The organism is Desulfosudis oleivorans Hxd3 (assembly GCF_000018405.1).
GTDB lineage: Bacteria > Desulfobacterota > Desulfobacteria > Desulfobacterales > Desulfosudaceae > Desulfosudis > Desulfosudis oleivorans.
Map to the genome: position 1 here is coordinate 1,158,607 of NC_009943.1, position 19,723 is coordinate 1,178,329.

Sequence of the window (19,723 nt, forward strand, 5' to 3'; positions counted from 1 at the left end):
CGGCTATCTGGAGGGTCTGACGGAGTTGATAATTGCCTGGGCCACACGGTCTAGGGGCGCCACCACATCCACGATTTCGGCTTCAATGGGCCATCTGGGCATGCCAAAGACGGTGCAGGTAGCCTCGTCCTGGGCGATGATAAAGCTGTTGCGCTGTTTCATTGTTTCCAGGCCGCGGTTGCCGTCCGTTCCCATACCGGTCATGATTACGCCGGTGGCGGCCTCGCCGAAGTGCTCGGCTACGGACCGGAAGAGGTAATCCGCCGAGGGCCGGCAGCTGTTTTCCGGCGGGTCGTCGGTGACGGCGATGATCTTCCTGCCCGCGCCGGAGGTCAGTTTCATGTGTCGGCCCCCCGGGGCGATGAACACGGTGTTGGGGATCAGCTCGTCGCCCTCTTCCGCCTCCTTTACAAAAAGAGAAGATTTGGCGTTGAGGCTTTTGGCCAGGGACTGGGTGAAAAGGGGCGGCATGTGCTGAACCACAAGAATCGGCACATTAATGTCCGCCGGCAGCATGGGAATCAGGGTGCCCAGGGCCCGGGGCCCGCCTGTGGAAATGCCGATGGCCACCACCTTGGAGCCGCCGGCGCGCCGGACCTGTTTGTCGGCTTTCTGAAGGCGATGGGCCACGGTTTCGGCGGTGATGATGGGGCGAGCCGCTGCCGCGGACGGTAGTCCCGGCGTCGCCCGGCGGAACACGGTTTTTCCGGAAAGAATGCGTTTGATCTCTCTTCGGCCCGTGAAAGACCGGATAATGGCGGCCAGCCGGTCCCGAATATATTGCCGGTTGTCACTGATGGAACTCAGCTCCGGCTTGGGAATAAAGTCAAAGGCTCCCAGCTGCAGGGCCTTGACGGTCAGTTCACCCCCTTCGTAGGTGAGGGAACTGAGCATGATCACGCCCACGTCGATTTGCTGGCGGGCGATCTCTTCGAGCACCTCAATGCCGTCCATGCTGGGCATTTCCACGTCCAGCGTGATCAAGTCGGGATGCAGGGTAAGAATGCGGGAGAGGGCGGTTTTGCCGTTGTTGGCCGTTCCCACGATCTCAATGTTGGGCAACTCGGCCAGAGCATCACTTACAATTTTTCTGTACAGGATGGTGTCGTCAACAACCAGCACCTTCAGTTTTTCGGTATCGTCCATCGGTTCTTTCATTTTCGCTTGGCGGTGAATAACTTTTCAGGAAAGTGCGCGGGCGGGGATCAGTCGTCCGAAAGGGCGCGATGGACATCCAGAATGCCGATCAGTTTCCGGTCGGTTTTCAGCACGCCGCTGAAGTATTCACCCTGCACCCCGCCCAGATTGGCCGGGGCCGGCTCAATATCGTCGGCATCTGAGGAGATGACTTCGCTGACCTGGTCCACCAGGATCCCCACCAGCTCGTCCTTGTAATGCACAATGACGTTCCGGCTGTGCTTGCCCGTCTCCAGCGGGTTGAGCCCCAGTTTTTTGCCGATATCCACCACGGTGACGATCATGCCCCGCAGGTTCAGTACGCCCACCACATACTCCGGGGCCCGGGGCACCCAGGTGAGATTGGTGGTCTGTTTGTTGATCTCCTGGATATCGGTGATATCAATGCCGCACAGGGTGTTGCCGATGTAGAACGTGATCAGTTCCGCCCGGTCTTTTCGTTTGAGACCTTTTCGCATGATCGCTCCTTACTGATGAACCGGATCGCTTGTTATTGAAACCGCATCAACCGGCGTCAGCCGCCAACTGCCGTTTGACAGTGTCCAGCAGTTTTTCCCGGTCCATTTTAATGTGGTAGTCGGTGATGCCGATCTGCTTGCCCCGGACAATATCCTCCTCACCGGCAAGAGAGGTCAGCGCCAGCACGGAGAGGTGACGGAACCGGTTGTCGCTTTTGATTTTCTGGGTCAGTTCAAATCCGTCCATCACCGGCATTTCGATGTCCGTGATCACCAGGTCTACCGTCTGGTCGGTGGTGTCAAGGAGTTCCCACGCCGCCTGGCCGTTGGCGGCTTCCAGCACCGTATAGCCGTCCTCTTCCAGGAATCCCCTGACCTGCTTTCTGAAGAAATCGGAATCTTCGGCAAACAGGAGCGTTGCCTTGTTTCCCTCGGCCACGGGGCGGCCGGGGGCTTTGCCGCCCGCGACCCAGTCGGGATAAACGGTCTTGACCGCCTCAAACACATCCACCAGCAGGGTGGTATGGTTGTGAATAATGGCCGACCCGATGATGCCGGGCTGCTTGAGGGCCTTGGAATCAATGGTGATGGGTACTTCAATGGCATCCACCGGCGGGGCCACCATCAGGCCGATCTCCTTGCCGCCAAGGCTGAAGACGATCACCGCAATCTCTCCGGATTCGGGCAGAGGGCTGACAGCGGCCACTTCGCTCAAGGAAAAGAGGGGCAGTGCCCCGCCCCGGTATTGAATGATTCTTTTCCCTCCGACATGCTCGATGGCCGTCGGGTTGATGCTCTCAATGCGCTCCACCAGGCTCAGGGAGACGGCAAACTGTTCGTCCGGACCGTTGGCAAACATGAGCAGGGAGGCTTTGGTCTGGTCCGATGCCGTGGCCGCGGCTTTTTCCTCGGCGGCCCGCTGCTGGGCTTTTTCCGACAGCTCCAGGGATTTTAACCGGGCAGACTGGGCGACACCCGCCACATCCAGGATCAGCGATACCCGGCCGTCCCCCATGATGGTGGCGCCGCTGTACTCCTGGCACTGCTTGAAATGCCGGCCCAGGGGCTTGACCACGATCTCCTCGGAATCCAGCAGCCGGTCCACGATCAGGCCGTAGCGGGTGTTGCCCTGAAACACCACCGCGATGTTGACGGCGCTGGTGGCATGAAACCGCCGGTCTTCGGCTTTCCGACGGCTGGCCGGGATCCGTTCCCCGGACTGGCTTCGTGTCTCCTTGGCGGGTGCCGGCGCTGCATCCTCTGTTTCGGTCTCCGCCAGATGCTGCCGGGACCGGCGGTCCGCCACATTCTGGCGCCGCTCACTGTACTCCAGGCCGTTTTCAGGGTGTACATAGGTTTTTTCAATGCCCAGTACCTCGGCCAGATCCACCAGGGGCAGCAGCCGTCCCCGCAGCCGGACCACCGGGGCGTCCCCCACCTTTTCAATCCGGTTTTTTACCTGGTCAGCGGGAATCCGCAGTAGTTCGTCCAGGTTGACCTGGGGAATGGCATACTTTTCAGTAGAGACCGAGATGATCTGGCTGGGAATGATGGCCAGGGTGAGGGGCAGCTTGATGCTGATGGTGGTATATTTACCGGGCACCGAGTCGATGTCCATGGTGCCGCTGAGTTTTTCCAGGTTGGTCTTGACCACGTCCATGCCAACGCCCCGGCCCGACACATCGGTGACTTTATCCGAGGTGGAAAAGCCCGGCAGCAGAATCAGTTCGGTTTTCTCTTTTCTGGACATGTCGGCCACGCGGCGTTCGGCGATCAATCCCTTTCGCAGGGCCGTGGCCACGATGAGCTGATCGTCGATGCCATTGCCGTCGTCGGTGATTTCAATGGAGACCTGTCCGGCTTCGTGCAGGGCCGCCAGGTGAATCCGGCCGATGGGACTTTTGCCCAGCTGGGCCCGTTTGCCCGGGGGTTCGATACCGTGGTCCACGGAGTTGCGGACCAGATGCACCAGGGGCTCGCTGATGGCCTCGATAATGGTCTTGTCCAGCTCCACGTCGGTGCCTTCGATGGTCAGTTCCACTTTCTTGCCCAGGGTCTGGGACATGTCCCGCACCAGCCGGGGAAACTTGTTGAAGATGGTGCCGATGGACTGCATGCGGGTGCGCATGATCACATCCTGCAGCTCCGAGGTCACCATGTTGATCCGCTGGGCCGCCGATGCAATGGTTTTGGCGTTCTGGGCCGTCAGGCTCTGGATTAACTGGTTCCTGCTGAGCACCATCTCGCCGGCCAGGGTCATCAGGTTGTCCAGTAGCTTGACATCCACCCGCAGCGATGTCTGGGAAAGGGCCGCCTTGACATGGGGGCCTTTCAGGCTGTCGATGGTCAGGCCGTCATCCTCATCCGCGTACACGGTGTCTGTGGTGTCGAGGGCCGCGGGCCGGTCCTCATCAGCAACGTCCGGCATCGTGGCCTCCGGGGCGGGTGTCGTTTCCGTCGTAAATGATTGTGCCGTTTCCGGCATACCGGCGTCGGGCCGGACCGGGGTCGGTTTATCGGCTTCCGCGGGCACCATCATCGCCTCGGTCACCCGGTGAACTTGGTGCCGCTCAACATTAAAAAGCGACGGCAGGATATCGTCGCCGATGCGGGAGGAGTAGAGCATCAGGATGGGGATTCGGGAAGGGGTCCCTTCCTCCAGCGTACCCACAGCCTCAATTTTCATGGTTATGTCCAGCACGTCGCCGCTCATGGAGACCGACTTCATCATTTCCATCAGGGACCGCTCCTGCTCGTGAATATCCTGGATCAGGTCCCATTCAATAAGGTAAAGATCCCGTCCCCCTTTTCGGGCCTTGTCCAGATCCAGACGGCTTATCTGGAACAGGGCGGGGCCGCCGTCCGGGGGCAGGATGTTGATCATCTTTGTCACGTCCGGTTTCCTGGCGGCGGGCAGGGATGCCGTGGTCAGACCGGTGAGGGAAACCACTTCCTCAGAAATATCGATGGTTTCACTCTCCCGAATGTGGGTGACCATCTCGTAGAGCTTGTCAAAGGCGGACAGGACAATGCTGATGATGCTGGCGTCCGGAGTGATCTTTTTTTCCCGGATCATGCCCAGTACGCTTTCCACCCGGTGGGAGAGTTCCTTGATGTTGTTAAGCCCCATGAGCCCGGCCCCGCCCTTGATGGAGTGGGCCGCGCGAAACACCTCGTTGACGATCTCCGGATCCGCGCTGTCACCGCCTTTTTCAATGGCCAGGAGGTTGTTTTCGATGTTTGCCATGTGGTCGAGGGACTCTTCCACATACATCTGCAAGCTTTCTTCATCCTCGATAAGCATTCGATCCCTCCAGGTTTATATCGGTTCGACCTTTCGATCTTTACCCTGGCGTTTAAGCGGCTTTAAACCGCCGGGCGCCAAACAGAAGACCGGTCTTTAGGAAAAACAGCCGGTCGATTGGACGCTCCATTCTATCTGCAAAATAAAAAAAAAGCAACAGATCAAGCGTTTATCGCAGGTGTTCCCCCCCCTGTGTCGCAGGCGGGGTTTCCCGGCACCGGATCAGGTCGTTGGGTCCGCAGGTGGCGGAAAGGACCAGGGTGGCCGTGCTGTTGGGCATGGCCGCTTCCATTGGGTTGCCGTCGGCATCAAAAATGTTCAGCACCGTGCCTGGCCGAACCGGTCCTCCGGCGGTCAAAATTTCAACGGCGTCGCCTTCGCACAGCTTGTTTTTCACCTCGGCCGTGACCCGGCCCGATGGCCGGGCCCGAAGGATCCTCGCCAGGAAGCGGTATGCTGTGCCGGGCCGGGCACCGGTTCGGTTGATGCCCCCGCTTTCCGGGGGACCGAAGTAGAAGCCGGTGGAAAACCCCCGGTTGTTGACGGCTTCAAGTTCTTCGATCCAGGCGGTCTGCACACGATATTTTTCCGGTTTTTCGTAATAAGCATCAATGGCCTCGCGATAGACCTTTACAGTGGCGGCCAGATAATGAATGCTTTTCATGCGGCCTTCAATTTTTAAGGCGGCGATGCCGGCGTTGATCAGGCTGTCGATGTGTTCGATCATGCACAGGTCTTTTGCGTTAAACACATAGGCCCCCCGGTCATCTTCAAACACCGGCATCCAGACCCCGGGCCGGGTCTCCTCGGCCAGGGAATATTGCCACCGGCACGGCTGGCTGCACAGGCCCCGGTTGCTCTCCCGGCCGGTGAGAAAACCGCTGAGCAGGCACCGGCCGGAATAGGCCATGCACATGGACCCATGGACAAAGGTTTCGATCTGGACCGATGTTTGAGAGGCGATTTGGGCAAGCTCGGTCAGGGTGAGCTCCCGGGCCAGGTTGATACGGGACACGCCCTGCTGTTCCCAGAAGCGGACCGCCTCCAGGCTGGTGGTGTTGGCCTGGGTGCTGAGGTGAACAGGAATATGGGGAATGGTGGCCCTGGCCAGTTTCAGCACGCCGGGATCCGCTATGATGATGCCGTCCGGGCCGATGGCGGAGAGCCGGTGAAAGTATTCGCACAGGGCCTCGGTTTCATCGGTCCTTGCATAGATGTTGCAGGCCACATACAGTTTCACCCCGTGTTTTCGGGCAAGGCCGGCCGCCGCCGTTAACTGGTCGCAGGTGAAGTTGCCCGCGAAATTGCGCAGGGAAAAGCGGCTGTCCGCCAGGTAGACGGCGTCCGCGCCGTAGTGAATGGCGATCTCCAGTTTTTCCGGGGTACCGGCAGGGGCCAGCAGCTCCACTTTTTTTAACGGGTGGCTCATGGTGTTCCGCAGTTCATTATACATATCCGGGTAACCGAATATCTCACGAGTTGATTGGGGCGAAATTTTTCATGAGATATTCGGGCTAATAGTACAGCCCTGCCGATGTGTCAAGGCAGGTCCTTCGCCAGCCGGGCTTTTACTTGTATTTTTAAAAGGAACGGGTTACAACATACTGTAATTCCCAAACAGGAGCGGTGCCATGATCGGTTTTAAATTAAACGAATTGATGACCGGAACCCATCGGCTCAGCGATGACCCGGAAGGGGGTGAACGGCCCCTCACCTTTGCCCTGACATGGGGTAACAGCAGCCTGCTTCAGTGGGCCAACCCGTTTTCCGACCGGTTCTTGTGGAACGAGGCCCGGGGGTGGATCACCGTGGACGGCCTGGTGGAAAAGGCGGACTGCAAGGGGTCGCTTCACCTGCTCTATTTTTCAGGCCGCAAGATTCGCTACGACCTGGTTTTCAACGATGAACAGGGCCGGGCTTACCGGTACGTGGGGGAAAAGCGCAACATCTGGCCGTGGAACCTCCACCGGACCCATGTCACCTGTTACGGTACGGTGACGGAACTGGAGACGGGAAAGGTGATTTCCGAATCAATTGTCTATTTTCCCTGGCGGCAGGGCCTGACGTTTCTTTTCTCCTTCCGGTTTACCATGGGAAATCTTTTTCAATACACGTAAGAATACGGATGCCGGCGGGATATCGCCGGCGGAACAAAAGAGTATCGGAGAACCACGTATGGCTTACAGAACGTTATCGCGCCGTCAGGCGCAAATTCTTCTGGCCCTGGGACGGGGCATGATTCCCGCCGGCGGGCCCCACTTCGCCCTTGGCGCGGTCCATGTGGCGGACCAGTGGCTGGCCCGGGCCGACTATGCCATCTCTCGCATGCCGTTTCTGACACAACTGGGCATTCGGCTGCTGCTGGTCTTTGTGGATTACGCCTGGCCTGTTTTCTTTCTGCGGCGTTTTGTTTCGGTCACGCGACTTTCAGAAGACCGGCTGGAACTGCTGATGCACCGGGCCGAGGCGTCGGCCCTCTGGGGTCCCCTGGTGATGACCCTTCTTAAGGCCCTGGTGTTTCCCGCCTTTTACGGCACGGCAGAGGCCAAGGCGGCCATCGGGTTTGCGGAAAAGTTTCCCGTGCCGGACGAATTCGAGGGGGTCAGGCCGTAATGATAAAAGAATACAAAGATATTGCCGGTGATATTGAAGAGACCGTGGATGTGTGTGTCATCGGTACCGGCGCCGGCGGTGCCGTGGTGGCGGCAGATCTCGCGGAAAAGGGATTGCGGGTGGCGGTCCTGGAAGAGGGAAGCCGCTTTACCATTAAAAACTTCAACCAGGATCCTGCCGACATGATGGCCATGATGTACCGGGACGACGGGTTTACCGTGACCCTGGGACTGCCCCCGGTCTCCCTTCCCCTGGGAAAGGCCGTGGGCGGCACCACCATCATCAACTCCGCCACCTGCTTTCGTACCCCGAAGCCGGTGGTGGAAAAGTGGGCCGACCGGTACGACTGCGCCGGGCTCTCCTATGACACGCTGGCCCCTTATTTTGATGGGGTTGAAAAAGCGATCAGCGTGGTGGAACTCTCCGAGGATGTGCTGGGCAAAAACTACCAGATCGTCAGGCGGGGCGCAAAAAAGCTGGGCATCGAAACCAAACCCTTGAAACACAATGTCAAGGGGTGCGAAGGCGCGGGCGTGTGCCAGTGGGGATGTGTGAAACAGGCCAAACAGTCCACTGACCTGGCCTATATTCCCCGGGCAGACAAAGCCGGCGCCCGGATTTACGCCAACTGCCGGGCAAAACGGATCGTTACCGAAGCCGGCCGGGTGGTGGGGGTAAAGGGTCGTGTGGTCAATCCCGCCAACGGCAGGGAGACCGGCTCGTTTTTTATTCGGGCCCGCATCGTGTGCGCGGCCATGGGGTCTATGATCACCCCGGCATTTCTGCTGAAAAACCGGCTGGCCAACGTGTCCGGGCAGGTGGGCAGAAACCTGACCATCCATCCCTGCGGGCGGGTGGTGGCCGAGATGGACGAGGTGGTCAATGGCCACCACGGCGTCTCCCAGGGCGGTTTCATTGACGCCTTTGCCGATGAGGGGATCATGCTGGAAGGCATTTTCATCCCGCCGGGGGTGATGGGACTGGCCCTGCCCGGCATGGGGCAGAAACATAAGGCCCTGGCCAGGGCATACAATAATATTGCCGCTTTTGGCGTCATGGTCAGCGACACCACCCGGGGCCGCATTCTGCCGGGCCTGCCCGGTTACGCCTATACCGCGTGGTACTCCCTGAACCAGGCCGATGCCGAAACCCTGCGCAAAGGCGTGGGCATCCTGGCCGACATCTTTTTTGCCGCCGGGGCCCGGCGGGTGTTTACCGGCTGTTTCAAGCTGCCGGAGATTACCGGCAAACAGGAGCTGGAACGGTTCAAAACCATGCCCATCCGGCCATGGCATTTCGAGCTCATGGCCTTTCATCCCCTGGGCACCTGCAGGATGGGCAACAACCCGCGATCGGCCGTGGTAAACCTCAATCTCGAAAGTCATGACGTCAAGGGCCTCTTTATCACCGACGGCAGCGTTTTTCCCTCCTCCCTGGGGGTCAACCCCCAGGTGACCATCATGGCGTTTGCCGCCCGGGCCGCTGACTATATCGCCGCCCATGCCGGACGGTACTGATACAGGTCGCTGTATTGGGCTTTTTACGAAGCCATCATCCTTGAAAGGCAGGAAAAACCATGACAGCCAGTCTGATTGACACATTGTCCGCCACGGCCAACCATGCCCGTTATACGGGAGAACAGAACGGTTTTTACGAAAGCTATTTTATTCGGGCCAACCATCCGGAAAAGCCCCTGGCCTTCTGGATTCGGTACACGATATTCGCGCCCCGGAACAACCCGGCCGGCGCCATGGGTGAGCTCTGGGCCACCTGGTTTGACGGTGCCACCGGCCGGCATGTGTCGGTGAAGGACGAGTTCCCTTTGGCTGACTGCATGTTTGACAACAGCCGGTTTACCGTAAAGGTCGGAGGCGCGACCCTTGACGGCCAGAAAGCATCGGGCCGGGCCGGCAGGGGAATGGATGTGAAATGGGATCTGACCTTTTCGAGCGACAGCCCGCCTGTTTTTCTGTTTGCCCCCAAGCTGTACGAAGCCAAACTGCCCAAGGCAAAGACACTGGTGGGCCTGCCCATGGCCAGGTTTGACGGCACCATTACAGCAGGGGGAACCCGTCACGAGATACACGACTGGATCGGCAGCCAGAACCACAACTGGGGCGTCAAGCATACCGACTCCTATGCATGGGGCCAGGTGGCCGGGTTCGACAACAGCCCGGAGAGCTTTTTGGAAATCGCCACGGCCCAGATCAAACTGGGGCCGATCTATACTCCGCGCATGACCGTTATGGTGCTGCGCCACAAGGACAAAGAATACGCGCTCAACACCATTGGACAAAGCCTGAAGGCCAAAGGAAAGTTTGATTATTTTTCCTGGACCTTTGCGTCGGAGGACCGGGATGTCAGGATTGAAGGAACCATTGCCGCTCCAAAGGAGGGGTTTGTGGGGCTTCAGTACTACAACCCCCCCGGCGGTATCAAACACTGCCTGAACACAAAGATCGCGTCATGCCGGCTGTCGGTTTTGTCAAAAGATACCGGTACGCAGGAAACTCTTACAACCGGTCACCGGGCCGCCTTTGAAATTCTGACCGATGACCATCACGGCCACGGGGTCCCCATCCACGCATAGTGTTTCCCTTCCCTTTTCCCTGTCTGTTTCTTCGGCGCAGGATAAGTTTAACAGTTTGTTTTTTAATGATATTTATGCCATTGCGCCACGGTCCTGATTTTTCATAATAGTTGCTGGAAAACCTTGACTTTTAATTTTTTTGTTTATAAACTGCCAGTTTGCATTTGCAGGATATTTGCGCTGTAACAGGTCTAACTGGTTGAGAAATTTTTGAATTCGGATGTTTTTCGGTTTCATGATACCGATGGAGCACAAAAAATTATACAAATAAAGAAGGGAGGTGCGAAAGGAATCATACTTGAGCGGCAGTGTAAACTGCATGATCCAAGCGTTTAGCGTGATTTAATATTCAAACCAAAACAGGAGGTATTTAAATGCCAAGTTTCGTAATTGCTGAAAAGTGTGACGGCTGTAAGGGCGGGGACAAAACCGCTTGTATGTACATTTGTCCCAACGACCTGATGGTTCTGGATGCCAACGCCATGAAAGCCTACAACCAGGAGCCGGATCAGTGCTGGGAATGCTTTTCCTGCGTCAAGATCTGCCCCACCCAGGCGATCGAGGTCAGAGGCTATGCCGACTTTGTTCCCCTTGGAAGCAGCATCATGCCGATGATGGGCACCGAGGACGTGATGTGGACCTGCAAGTTCCGCAACGGTACCGTAAAACGGTTCAAGTTCCCCATCCGTACAACCGATGAAGGTACGGCAAACGCTTACAAAGACCTTCAGGGCAAAGACCTGGATTCCGGTCTGCTTTCCACCGAAGAAGCCGATGGGCGTACGCTGCCTACCCCCAAGACTGTCTAGTCCAGGGGAATGCGGTATTCCGGTAAGACAAGTACAATCAATGAACGACGAATATTTTAATTCTTAAGGAGGATAGAATATGGCATTACCGAATAAACCATTGGGTGAACTCAAGGCCGTAAGAGATCCCGAAGTTGAAGAGCGCGAAGTCGACATCCTCATCGTCGGCGGCGGCATGGCTGCCTGCGGCACTGCTTTTGAAATCAAGAAATGGTCCGGCGACAAGAAGGTCCTGCTGGTCGACAAAGCCGCCATGGACAGAAGCGGCGCCGTTGCCCAGGGCCTTTCCGCCATCAATACCTATATCGGCGAAAACGCTCCGGAAGACTACGTCCGCATGGTCCGCAACGACCTGATGGGCATTGTCCGTGAAGACCTGATCTTTGACCTGGGCTGCCACGTGGATGACTCCGTTCATCTGTTTGAGGAGTGGGGTCTGCCGATCTGGAAGAAGAGCGAAGACGGAAAGAACATGGACGGCAAGAAGGGCCTGGCCATGGGTTCCCTGAAGAAGGGCGCCAAACCGGTCCGTACCGGCAAGTGGCAGATCATGATCAACGGCGAGTCCTACAAGCGGGTCGTTGCCGAAGCCGCCAAGCTGGCCCTGGGCGAAGACAATATTCTGGAGCGCGTTTTCATCGTCGAGCTGCTCAACGATGCCAACGATCCTGGAAGAATCGCCGGTGCCGTGGGTTTCTCCGTCCGTGAGAACAAAGTCTACATCATCAAGGCCAAGGCCATCATGGTTGCCTGCGGCGGCGCGGTCAATATCTACCAGCCGCGGTCGGTAGGCGAAGGCAAGGGCCGTGCATGGTACCCGGTATGGAACTCTGGTTCCACCTACACCATGGCGTTGCGCGCCGGCGCCGAACTTTCCATGATGGAAAACCGTTTCACCCCGGCTCGTTTCAAGGATGGTTACGGTCCTGTCGGTGCATGGTTCCTGCTGTTCAAGGCAAAGGCCCTTAACGGCCTGGGCGAAAATTTTGCCGCCAGCGACGCTGCCAAGGCGGAGCTGCAGAACTATGCCCCTTACGGAACAGCCGCCATCACCCCGACCTGTCTGCGGAACCACCTGATGCTGTTCGAAATGAAAGCCGGCCGCGGTCCCATCATCATGGACACTGTTACCGCGCTGGCCGAGCTGGGCAAGACCATGGACAAGAAGGAGCTCAAGCACCTGGAGTCCGAGGCATGGGAAGATTTCCTCGACATGACCTGTGGCCAGGCCAACCTGTGGTGTGCCCAGAACTGCGAGCCCGAGAAGAAGAACTCCGAAGTCATGCCCACCGAGCCCTACCTGCTGGGTTCTCACTCCGGCTGCTGCGGTATCTGGACTTCCGGCCCGGATTACGACTGGGTTCCGGATTCCTACAAGATCAAGGCCAAGAACGGCAAAGTCTACAACCGTATGACCACCGTTGACGGTCTGTTCACCTCCGGTGACGGCGTTGCCTGCTCCGGTCACAAGTTCTCCTCCGGCTCCCATGCCGAAGGCCGTATTGCGGCCAAGGAGATGGTCAAGTACGTGCGTGACAACGCCGATTTCACCCCGACCATCAAGGAGACCAAGGATGAGCTGGTAGACATGGTCTACAAGCCGGTTCGCGTTTTCCTGGACAGCTGTGACTACACCACGGCCATTGACATCAACCCGAACTACATCAAGCCCAACGGCATGATGTATCGCCTCATGAAGGCCACCCATGAGTATGGCGCGGGCACCGCGACCTACTACATGACCAGCGAGAAGAACCTCGAGGTCCTCATGGATCTGTTCGAGATGATGCGGGAAGACTGCGAAAAGCTGGCTGCCGGCGATCTGCATGAGCTGATGAGATGCTGGGAAATCTACCACCGGATTTACACCGTGGAAGCCCACTGCCGTCACATCCAGTTCAGGAAAGAGACCCGTTACCCCGGCTTCTACTACAACGCGGACCATCCGGGTCAGGACGACGCCAACTGGTTCTGCTTCACCAACTCCACCTACGACAAGGCCGCCAACCAGTGGAACCTTAAGAAGGTGGACTACCACAAGATCATTCCCGACGCCTAAGCCTCGGGTGTTGTAAAGCGGCAATAAACCTCCAGGCGCTTTGCCGCCTGGAGGTTTTTATTAAAAACGGCCAGGGCGGCCGGCCTTCTGCCGGCCGCCCTGATCCCGGCTTTACGACTGTGGTGGCGGTTTAACCGTGCGGTGTTGAATGGCGGTTAAGCCGTGGCCAGATTCGTAAAGCGACCGGGCAGCAGGCGGGTCGCTTTTTCTACCGTATCGTAGATGCCGGAAGGGACTTCCGGCTCAAGGAACCGACAGGTTGTATATTAATTCATTTTTTACGGAGGGATGGTATGGCGACAGATAATTCGACCTCTGCCAACGGAAGCATCATGGTGGTCGGAGGAGGCATCAGTGGTCTGACTACCGCCCTTGAGGCTGCCGAGGTGGGTTACGAGGTGTTCCTCATTGAAAAGGAACCTTACCTGGGCGGACGCGTGGCGCAGCTGAACCAGTATTTTCCCAAGCTGTGTCCTCCGTCCTGCGGTCTTGAGATCAACTATCGGCGGATCAAGGACAACCGGAACATTCGTACGTACACGATGGCCGAAGTGGAAAAGGTGGAGGGCGGCCCGGGCAACTACAAGGTCTCTATCCAGCTCAACCCCCGGTTCGTGAACGAGAACTGCACGGCATGCGGCGATTGCGTGGCGGTCTGTCCGGCGGAGCGCAGCAACAACTTCAATTTCGGCATGGACAAGAACAAGGCGATTTTCAAGTCCACGGACATGGTCTTCCCCATGCGCTATGCCATTGACGGCGCCGCCTGCAAGGGAACCGCCTGCAACAAGTGCGTGGAGGTATGCCAGTACAACGCCATTGAGTTGGACATGAAGCCCAAGGTCATCGAGCTTCAGGTGGGGTCTATTGTATGGGCCACCGGCTGGGAGCCCTATGACGCCACCAAAATCGACACCCTGGGGTTTGGAAAATACAAGAACATCATCACCAACATGATGCTGGAGCGGCTGGCTTCCCCCAACGGACCCACACAGGGCAAAATTGTCCGGCCGTCGGATGAAAAGGCGCCTGAGAGCGTCGCTTTTGTTCAGTGCGCCGGCTCCAGGGACGAAAACCACCTGCCCTACTGTTCTTATATCTGCTGCATGGCTTCCCTGAAACACGCCACCTATATTCGGGAGCGGTATCCGGAAGCCAAAGTCTACATTTTTTATATTGATCTCCGTACACCGGGCTACCGGTACGAGAAGTTCTACAACACGATCAAGGAAGATCCCAACATCTTTTTTATCAAAGGCAAGGTGGCCGAGGTAAAAGAGGCGGCCGGATCCAACATCACGGTGGTGGCGGAGAACGCCGTGACCGGCGAAAAGACGGAACAGACCGTGGACATGGTCGTACTGGCCACGGGTATGCAGCCCACTGCCGCCAGGCAGAAGCTGCCGGCCGATCTGCAGTACAACGAAGACGGGTTTGTTCTCAATGATTTTGACAAGGGCGGCATGTTTGCCGCCGGGTGTGCCAACAAACCGCTGGACGTGGTGTCGTCCAACCAGAATGCAACGGGCATGGCACTGAAGGCAATTCAAACTCTGAAGAGGTAGGGAGGTCCCCATGGATAAGAAATATGGTGTGTATATCTGCACAGGGTGCGGCATAGGGGCTTCGCTGGATATTGATGCGTTGTCCGAGGTCGCCAGGGAAGAAGGCTTTCCTGTCAAGACCCATGCATTCCTGTGCGGCAAGGAAGGCGTTGAGTTTCTCAAGGCAGACGTGGACCAGGGCATTAACTCGCTGGCCATCGCCGCCTGTTCCAGGCGGGTAAATTTTGACGTGTTTTCCTTTGACGGCTGCCTGGTGGACCGGGTCAACCTGCGGGAGCAGGTGGTGTGGTCCCATCCCAGGGATCAGTTTCCGGCCCTGACCGAAGAGGAGAAGGCCGAAGGAACCAAGTTCGACCGGGTCCAGATGATGGCCGAGGACTCTATTCGCATGAGCATCGCAAAGCTCAAACAGATCAAACTGCCCGAGCCGTACAAGCTGGATAATTATACTTCCGATGTGCTGGTTATCGGCGGCGGCGTCACCGGCATGGCCGCGGCCCTGGATGTGGCAAAGGCCGGTTACAAGGCGACCATTATTGAAAAAAGCGGCGCGCTGGGCGGTTTTGCCGCGCAGATGCGCATGCAGTCTCCGGTTGCAAGCCCCTATGAGGACCTGCGTACCCCGGTGGTGGCTGACCTGGTCAAGGCGGTGGAGGCCAATGCCAACATCAGCGTAAAGACCGGTACAGTGGTGGCCCGCATCGCGGGTCAGCCCGGCGATTTTACCGTTACCCTGAAAAATCCGGGTGAAAAGCATCCCTTTGACGTTCCCTATCCCCTTCCCGATGAGATGAAGGTGGATGAGAGCGGAAAGGAGTTGAACGCCGAGCAGCAGTTTGAGGTTTACAAAAAATATAATGAAGGCAAGGAGGATGTTCTCAAGTTTGATCCCGAGGGGTTGAAGTTCGGCTCGGTGATCCTGGCTGCCGGCTGGCGGCCCGCCAAGCTGGAGGGCGAGTCTTTTGCCCACCTGGGCATCGGCCAGATTCCCGATGTGGTGACCAACACCGAGTTTGAACAGATCGCGGCCAAGGGCAAGATCGTCCGGCCTTCCGACGGCAAGGAGGCCAAGTCCGTGGTCTTTATCCAGAGCCCGGGCAAGGGCGAGGATGACGGTGATTTTTCCTACTGCGGATCGGTGACCAGCATCGCCACCCTGAAACAGGCCAAGTACGTGCGTGACGACTATAGCGACGGCAAGGCCTATATTGTCTATCAGCACATGCGAACCCCCGGCCTGGCCGAGAATTTTTACAAGAGCATGCAGCAGGACCCCGGTATCTTTATGACCAAGGGGGAGGTGATCGGCGTTTCCAGGAACGGCAGCGGCCTGATGGTGGAGGCCGACAACACCCTGCTGGGCGAAAAACTGAAGATTCGGGCCGACATGGTGGTGCTGGCCGCCGGCATGGTGCCTGCCACCGCCGATGACCCGGTGGTCAACCTGGCCTACCGCCAGGGCCCCGGCTTCAGGGACAACGACATATTCGACAAATACGCGGACTCCAACTTCATCTGCTTTCCCTACGAGACCCAGCGGACCGGCGTCTATGCCGCCGGCTCCATTCGGCGCGCCATGACCATTGAAGAGTCCATGGAAGACGCCACCGGCGCGGCCCTCAAGGCGATTCAGTGCGTTGAGTCTTCCAACCGGGGCGTGTCCGTGCATCCCCGGTCCGGCGATATGACCTTTCCGGACTTCTTCTTCCAGCGCTGCACCCAGTGCAAACGGTGCACGGAAGAGTGCCCCTTCGGCGCCCTGGATGATGACGAGAAGGGAACGCCCAAGCCCAACCCCACCCGGTGCCGCCGGTGTGGAACCTGTATGGGGGCCTGTCCGGAGCGGATCATCGGTTTTGCCGATTATAACATCAACAGCATCGGCAGCATGGTCAAGTCGATTCAGGTGCCTTCCGAGGACGATTACGAAGAGCCGCCCCTGCGGATTCTTGCTCTGGTGTGCGAGAACGATGCCTACCCGGCCATTGATGTCGCCGGCATGAACCGGCTCTCTTTTTCCGCTGACGTGCGGATCATTCCGGTGCGGTGCCTGGGGTCGGTCAACGTGATCTGGATCAAGGACGCCCTTTCCCAGGGCATGGACGGCGCCATCCTGCTGGGATGCAAGCACGGGGACGACTACCAGTGCCATTTTGTCAAGGGCTCTGAGCTGGCCAGCATCCGTATGACAAAGATCGGCGACGCGCTCAAGTCCCTCTCCCTGGAGCAGGAGCGGGTCACCCAGAAAGAGGTGGCCATCGACGACTATCTCAAGATTCCGGAGATCATCAACTCCTTTGTGGAAGAGATCGAGGCCCTGGGTCCCAACCCCTTTAAAGGTTTCTAATACCGGATTGACGGTTAATTATAAGGAGGCATCAACATGAGTGAACGATATCTTGCCGAGCCTGATCTGGGGTTTATCAACGAGGTCATCGGGCTCGGGGGAAATACCCTGAAAAAGTGTTTTCAGTGCGCCACCTGCTCGGTGGTGTGCCCGATTTCACCGGACAACAAGCCCTTTCCCCGAAAGGAGATGATTGCCGCGTCCTGGGGTCTTAAAGACAAACTGGTCAAGGATGTGGACATCTGGCTGTGCCACCAGTGCGGCGACTGCTCCACCAAGTGCCCGCGCGGCGCAGCCCCCGGTGATGTTCTGGCCGCGGTGCGGTCCTATGCCATTGCCGACTATGCCACGCCCAAGGCCGTGGGCAAGGCGGTCAATGATCCCAAAAAACTGCCGATCCTGATCGCGGTGCCCGCCATCCTGTTTGCCGTTCTGGCCTTTATCACCGTCCAGTTCGGCGACACCATGGCCAGTATTTTCAAGAGCATCGGCCTTGAGGCCATCGGTTTCCCGTGGGCCCATCATCATGAACCGGGTGTTATCGCCCACGCGGATTTTTATTCGACCTGGTTTGTGGACATTGTTTTTGTGCCCCTGGCCGCTTTTGTGGTACTGGTCTTTTTTATGGGCCTGCGCCGGTTTATCAAAGATATTCATGAACAGGCGGTGGCCGACGGGAAAACCACCCAGCGGAAACTGGACTATGTCGGCCTGGTCAAGGGCATCATCGCGGTGGTCCCCACCATTCTCAAGCACAACAAGTTTTCCGAGTGTACCGAGAACAAGGACCGGTCCACGGCCCATATGATGGTGCTCTACAGTTTTATCGGGCTTTTCGTGGTGACCAATATTTTCTTTTTTGCCCTCTACTTTCTGCACGCGCCCGGACCTTACTCCCAGTTGAACCCGGTCAAGATCCTGGCCAACGCAGCCGGTATCGCTCTGATTATCGGAAGCCTTCTGATGATCAAGAATCGCCTGGCGGCAAAGGATCAGGCCTCGTCCTACAAGGACTGGTACCTGCTGGGCCTGGTTCTGGGCCTGGGTCTGTCGGGCATGCTTGCCGAGCTGACCCGCCTGGCCGGAGCCGAAGCCCTGACCTATTTCATGTATTACATTCACCTGATCTTTATTTTTAACCTGTTTGCGTTTCTGCCGTTTTCCAAGCTGGCCCACCTGGTCTACCGTACCGTGGCCATGGGTTACTCCAACTATGCCGGCCGTGAGAAATAGGCAATAGTATTACAAGTCGGTTGCAGTGATAAAAAGGGAGGCTGAAAATTCAGCCTCCCTTTTTTGTCTTGCGGGGCAGGCCATCAGGTGGTCAGGACAAAAAGACAGGTATTGAGAGGTTATTTGTAATTTAATTTTTTTATGATTAAAAGCAAGAGCATGAACGGAAATGGTTTGGCAACAGCACTCGAGCACAAATAAAAAAGGCGCCGAAGGTTTTTCCTTCGACGCCTTTTGTTTCTGGGTCAGCCCGCGGGCAGCCGATTAATTACCGGTGGCGGCCTTGTGGGTCTTGATGGCGACCTTTTCGGTCAGGCCGGCATAGTACTCGCGCAGAATGTCAAGGACCTCTTCACGACCAAAGTGATCGGGAATCGGGGTGCCTTCGGAAAGGCCCTTGCGCAGCATGGTGCCGGAGAGCATAACCCGGTCTTCCTTGGAATGGGGGCAGGTTCTCAGGGAGGCCATGCCGTCGCACTTCATGCAGTAGAAGGTCCAGTCGATCTTCAGCGGGGTGCAGAGCAGGGCTTTGCCGGGCTCGGCCGGGGCGGGAATTTTGTCAAAGATGGTCTGGGCTTCAAACATGCCGTAGAAATCACCCACGCCGGCATGGTCGCGGCCGATGATCATGCGGGAGCAGCCATAGTTCTGGCGGAAGGTAGCGTGCAGGAGGGCTTCCCGGGGACCGGCATAGCGCATGTCAAGGGGATAGCCACCCTGAACAACGTTCTTTTCCACGAAGTAGTTTTTCACCAGGGCATCGATGCACCGGACGCGAACTTCCGCGGGAATGTCGCCGGGCTTGAGGTTGCCCACCAGGGAGTGAATGTAAACACCGTCGCACACGTCCACGGCGATTTTGCACAGGTGCTCATGGGAGCGGTGCATGGGGTTTCTCAGCTGCAGGGCCGCGATCTCTTTCCAGCCTCTTTCCTCGAAGATCTTTCGGGACTCGGCGGGACGGTGATAGATGCCCTTGTACTTCACGGGATACTCGCCCTCGGACAGAACCTTGACCGGGCCGGCCAGGTTCACTTCCTTCTGGCCCATGACCATCTGGACGCCGGGATGGTCATCCTTGGCGATCTTCCAGAAGTCGTCGGCCGTGGGGGTGCCTTCACCCATGAAAACTTTTTCACATTCGTACTTCTTGTCCGCCTCGGTCATCTCGTACTTTTCGGTGACCTTCATGGTGGCCATGATTTCGTTGTTCGTCGGGTCCACCAGGGCGATCTCTTCGCCTTCGGCGATGGCGTCGGCGTCGGCCTTGGCGGCATCCAGGCAGACCGGAACCGGCCAGAAGGTGCCGTCGGCCAACAGGAAGTTGTCACAGACACCCTTCCAGTCAGCCTTGGTCATGAAACCGGTCAGCGGGGAAAAACCGCCGATGCCGAGCATGATCAGGTCGCCTTTGGCCCGGGGGTTCAGGGGAATCTTTTTCAGGCCTTCGGCCTTTTTCTTTTCCGCTTCAAGCTCGCTGCCTTCCAGAAGGCAGACGGTCAAACCTTTACCGCCATGCGGTGCAATCAAGTTACTCATCGTCAACGA

The 19,723-nt window shown here is 57.6% G+C and carries 14 protein-coding genes; 9 read left to right on the forward strand and 5 right to left on the reverse strand.

Translation table 11 applies throughout. The features are described 5' to 3' along the window. Positions 1 to 3: 3 nt before the first annotated feature. The 4 genes from DOLE_RS05080 to DOLE_RS05095 all read right to left on the reverse strand — a co-directional run bounded on the left by DOLE_RS05080 (position 4) and on the right by DOLE_RS05095 (position 6,412). Positions 4 to 1,146 carry a protein-glutamate methylesterase/protein-glutamine glutaminase gene (locus DOLE_RS05080; RefSeq protein WP_041280367.1) on the reverse strand — a complete coding sequence of 381 codons (1,143 nt, stop codon included), beginning with the start codon at positions 1,144 to 1,146 and terminating at the stop codon, positions 4 to 6. Positions 1,147 to 1,205: 59 nt separating this feature from the next. Continuing rightward, positions 1,206 to 1,655, reverse strand: coding sequence for a chemotaxis protein CheW (locus DOLE_RS05085; protein WP_012174417.1), 450 nt, complete (start codon positions 1,653 to 1,655; stop codon positions 1,206 to 1,208). 46 nt (positions 1,656 to 1,701) lie between these two features. Then, positions 1,702 to 4,959 carry a hybrid sensor histidine kinase/response regulator gene (locus DOLE_RS05090; RefSeq protein ID WP_012174418.1) on the reverse strand — a complete coding sequence of 1,086 codons (3,258 nt, stop codon included), beginning with the start codon at positions 4,957 to 4,959 and terminating at the stop codon, positions 1,702 to 1,704. Between the two features lie 169 nt (positions 4,960 to 5,128). After that, positions 5,129 to 6,412: a peptidase U32 family protein gene (locus DOLE_RS05095; RefSeq protein ID WP_012174419.1), complete on the reverse strand. Its 1,284-nt coding sequence runs from the start codon at positions 6,410 to 6,412 to the stop codon at positions 5,129 to 5,131. Positions 6,413 to 6,590: 178 nt separating this feature from the next. Here DOLE_RS05095 and DOLE_RS05100 point away from each other — a divergent pair, with 178 nt between their 5' ends. The 9 genes from DOLE_RS05100 to qmoC all read left to right on the forward strand — a co-directional run bounded on the left by DOLE_RS05100 (position 6,591) and on the right by qmoC (position 18,175). Then, the gene (locus tag DOLE_RS05100) at positions 6,591 to 7,076 is read left to right on the forward strand and encodes a hypothetical protein (RefSeq protein WP_012174420.1); all 486 of its coding nucleotides are present in this window, start codon (positions 6,591 to 6,593) and stop codon (positions 7,074 to 7,076) included. 58 nt (positions 7,077 to 7,134) lie between these two features. Further along, positions 7,135 to 7,572: a hypothetical protein gene (locus tag DOLE_RS05105; protein WP_012174421.1), complete on the forward strand. Its 438-nt coding sequence runs from the start codon at positions 7,135 to 7,137 to the stop codon at positions 7,570 to 7,572. Further along, positions 7,572 to 9,089: a GMC family oxidoreductase N-terminal domain-containing protein gene (locus tag DOLE_RS05110; protein WP_012174422.1), complete on the forward strand. Its 1,518-nt coding sequence runs from the start codon at positions 7,572 to 7,574 to the stop codon at positions 9,087 to 9,089. The genes DOLE_RS05105 and DOLE_RS05110 overlap by 1 nt, the downstream gene beginning before the upstream one ends. Before the next feature lie 59 nt (positions 9,090 to 9,148). Further along, positions 9,149 to 10,162, forward strand: coding sequence for a hypothetical protein (locus tag DOLE_RS05115; protein WP_012174423.1), 1,014 nt, complete (start codon positions 9,149 to 9,151; stop codon positions 10,160 to 10,162). A 374-nt stretch (positions 10,163 to 10,536) separates the two neighbouring features. Then, a complete protein-coding gene (gene aprB / locus DOLE_RS05125; RefSeq protein ID WP_012174425.1) occupies positions 10,537 to 10,971 on the forward strand; it encodes an adenylyl-sulfate reductase subunit beta in 435 nt (144 codons plus the stop codon). Between the two features lie 79 nt (positions 10,972 to 11,050). Continuing rightward, the gene (gene aprA, locus DOLE_RS05130; protein ID WP_012174426.1) at positions 11,051 to 13,030 is read left to right on the forward strand and encodes an adenylyl-sulfate reductase subunit alpha; all 1,980 of its coding nucleotides are present in this window, start codon (positions 11,051 to 11,053) and stop codon (positions 13,028 to 13,030) included. A gap of 293 nt (positions 13,031 to 13,323) precedes the next feature. Then, the gene (locus tag DOLE_RS05135; protein ID WP_012174427.1) at positions 13,324 to 14,595 is read left to right on the forward strand and encodes a CoB--CoM heterodisulfide reductase iron-sulfur subunit A family protein; all 1,272 of its coding nucleotides are present in this window, start codon (positions 13,324 to 13,326) and stop codon (positions 14,593 to 14,595) included. 10 nt (positions 14,596 to 14,605) lie between these two features. Then, entirely contained in the window at positions 14,606 to 16,942 is a 2,337-nt protein-coding gene (locus tag DOLE_RS05140) for an FAD-dependent oxidoreductase (RefSeq protein WP_012174428.1), read from the forward strand. Positions 16,943 to 16,978: 36 nt separating this feature from the next. Further along, positions 16,979 to 18,175: a quinone-interacting membrane-bound oxidoreductase complex subunit QmoC gene (gene qmoC, locus DOLE_RS05145; protein ID WP_012174429.1), complete on the forward strand. Its 1,197-nt coding sequence runs from the start codon at positions 16,979 to 16,981 to the stop codon at positions 18,173 to 18,175. A 264-nt stretch (positions 18,176 to 18,439) separates the two neighbouring features. Here qmoC and sat read toward each other — a convergent pair whose 3' ends face one another. After that, the gene (sat, locus tag DOLE_RS05150) at positions 18,440 to 19,714 is read right to left on the reverse strand and encodes a sulfate adenylyltransferase (RefSeq protein ID WP_012174430.1); all 1,275 of its coding nucleotides are present in this window, start codon (positions 19,712 to 19,714) and stop codon (positions 18,440 to 18,442) included. Between the last annotated feature and the right edge of the window lie 9 nt (positions 19,715 to 19,723).

What these genes read in the sequence shown, in the direction of transcription:
- DOLE_RS05140 (WP_012174428.1), top strand. Translation starts at nt 14,606, where the DNA reads ATGGATAAGAAATATGGTGTGTATATCTGCACAGGGTGCGGCATAGGG.
- DOLE_RS05135 (WP_012174427.1), top strand. Translation starts at nt 13,324, where the DNA reads ATGGCGACAGATAATTCGACCTCTGCCAACGGAAGCATCATGGTGGTC.
- aprA (WP_012174426.1), top strand. Translation starts at nt 11,051, where the DNA reads ATGGCATTACCGAATAAACCATTGGGTGAACTCAAGGCCGTAAGAGAT.
- aprB (WP_012174425.1), top strand. Translation starts at nt 10,537, where the DNA reads ATGCCAAGTTTCGTAATTGCTGAAAAGTGTGACGGCTGTAAGGGCGGG.
- DOLE_RS05105 (WP_012174421.1), top strand. Translation starts at nt 7,135, where the DNA reads ATGGCTTACAGAACGTTATCGCGCCGTCAGGCGCAAATTCTTCTGGCC.
- DOLE_RS05115 (WP_012174423.1), top strand. Translation starts at nt 9,149, where the DNA reads ATGACAGCCAGTCTGATTGACACATTGTCCGCCACGGCCAACCATGCC.
- DOLE_RS05095 (WP_012174419.1), bottom strand. Translation starts at nt 6,412, where the DNA reads ATGTATAATGAACTGCGGAACACCATGAGCCACCCGTTAAAAAAAGTG.
- DOLE_RS05110 (WP_012174422.1), top strand. Translation starts at nt 7,572, where the DNA reads ATGATAAAAGAATACAAAGATATTGCCGGTGATATTGAAGAGACCGTG.
- sat (WP_012174430.1), bottom strand. Translation starts at nt 19,714, where the DNA reads ATGAGTAACTTGATTGCACCGCATGGCGGTAAAGGTTTGACCGTCTGC.
- DOLE_RS05080 (WP_041280367.1), bottom strand. Translation starts at nt 1,146, where the DNA reads ATGGACGATACCGAAAAACTGAAGGTGCTGGTTGTTGACGACACCATC.
- DOLE_RS05085 (WP_012174417.1), bottom strand. Translation starts at nt 1,655, where the DNA reads ATGCGAAAAGGTCTCAAACGAAAAGACCGGGCGGAACTGATCACGTTC.
- DOLE_RS05100 (WP_012174420.1), top strand. Translation starts at nt 6,591, where the DNA reads ATGATCGGTTTTAAATTAAACGAATTGATGACCGGAACCCATCGGCTC.
- DOLE_RS05090 (WP_012174418.1), bottom strand. Translation starts at nt 4,959, where the DNA reads ATGCTTATCGAGGATGAAGAAAGCTTGCAGATGTATGTGGAAGAGTCC.
- qmoC (WP_012174429.1), top strand. Translation starts at nt 16,979, where the DNA reads ATGAGTGAACGATATCTTGCCGAGCCTGATCTGGGGTTTATCAACGAG.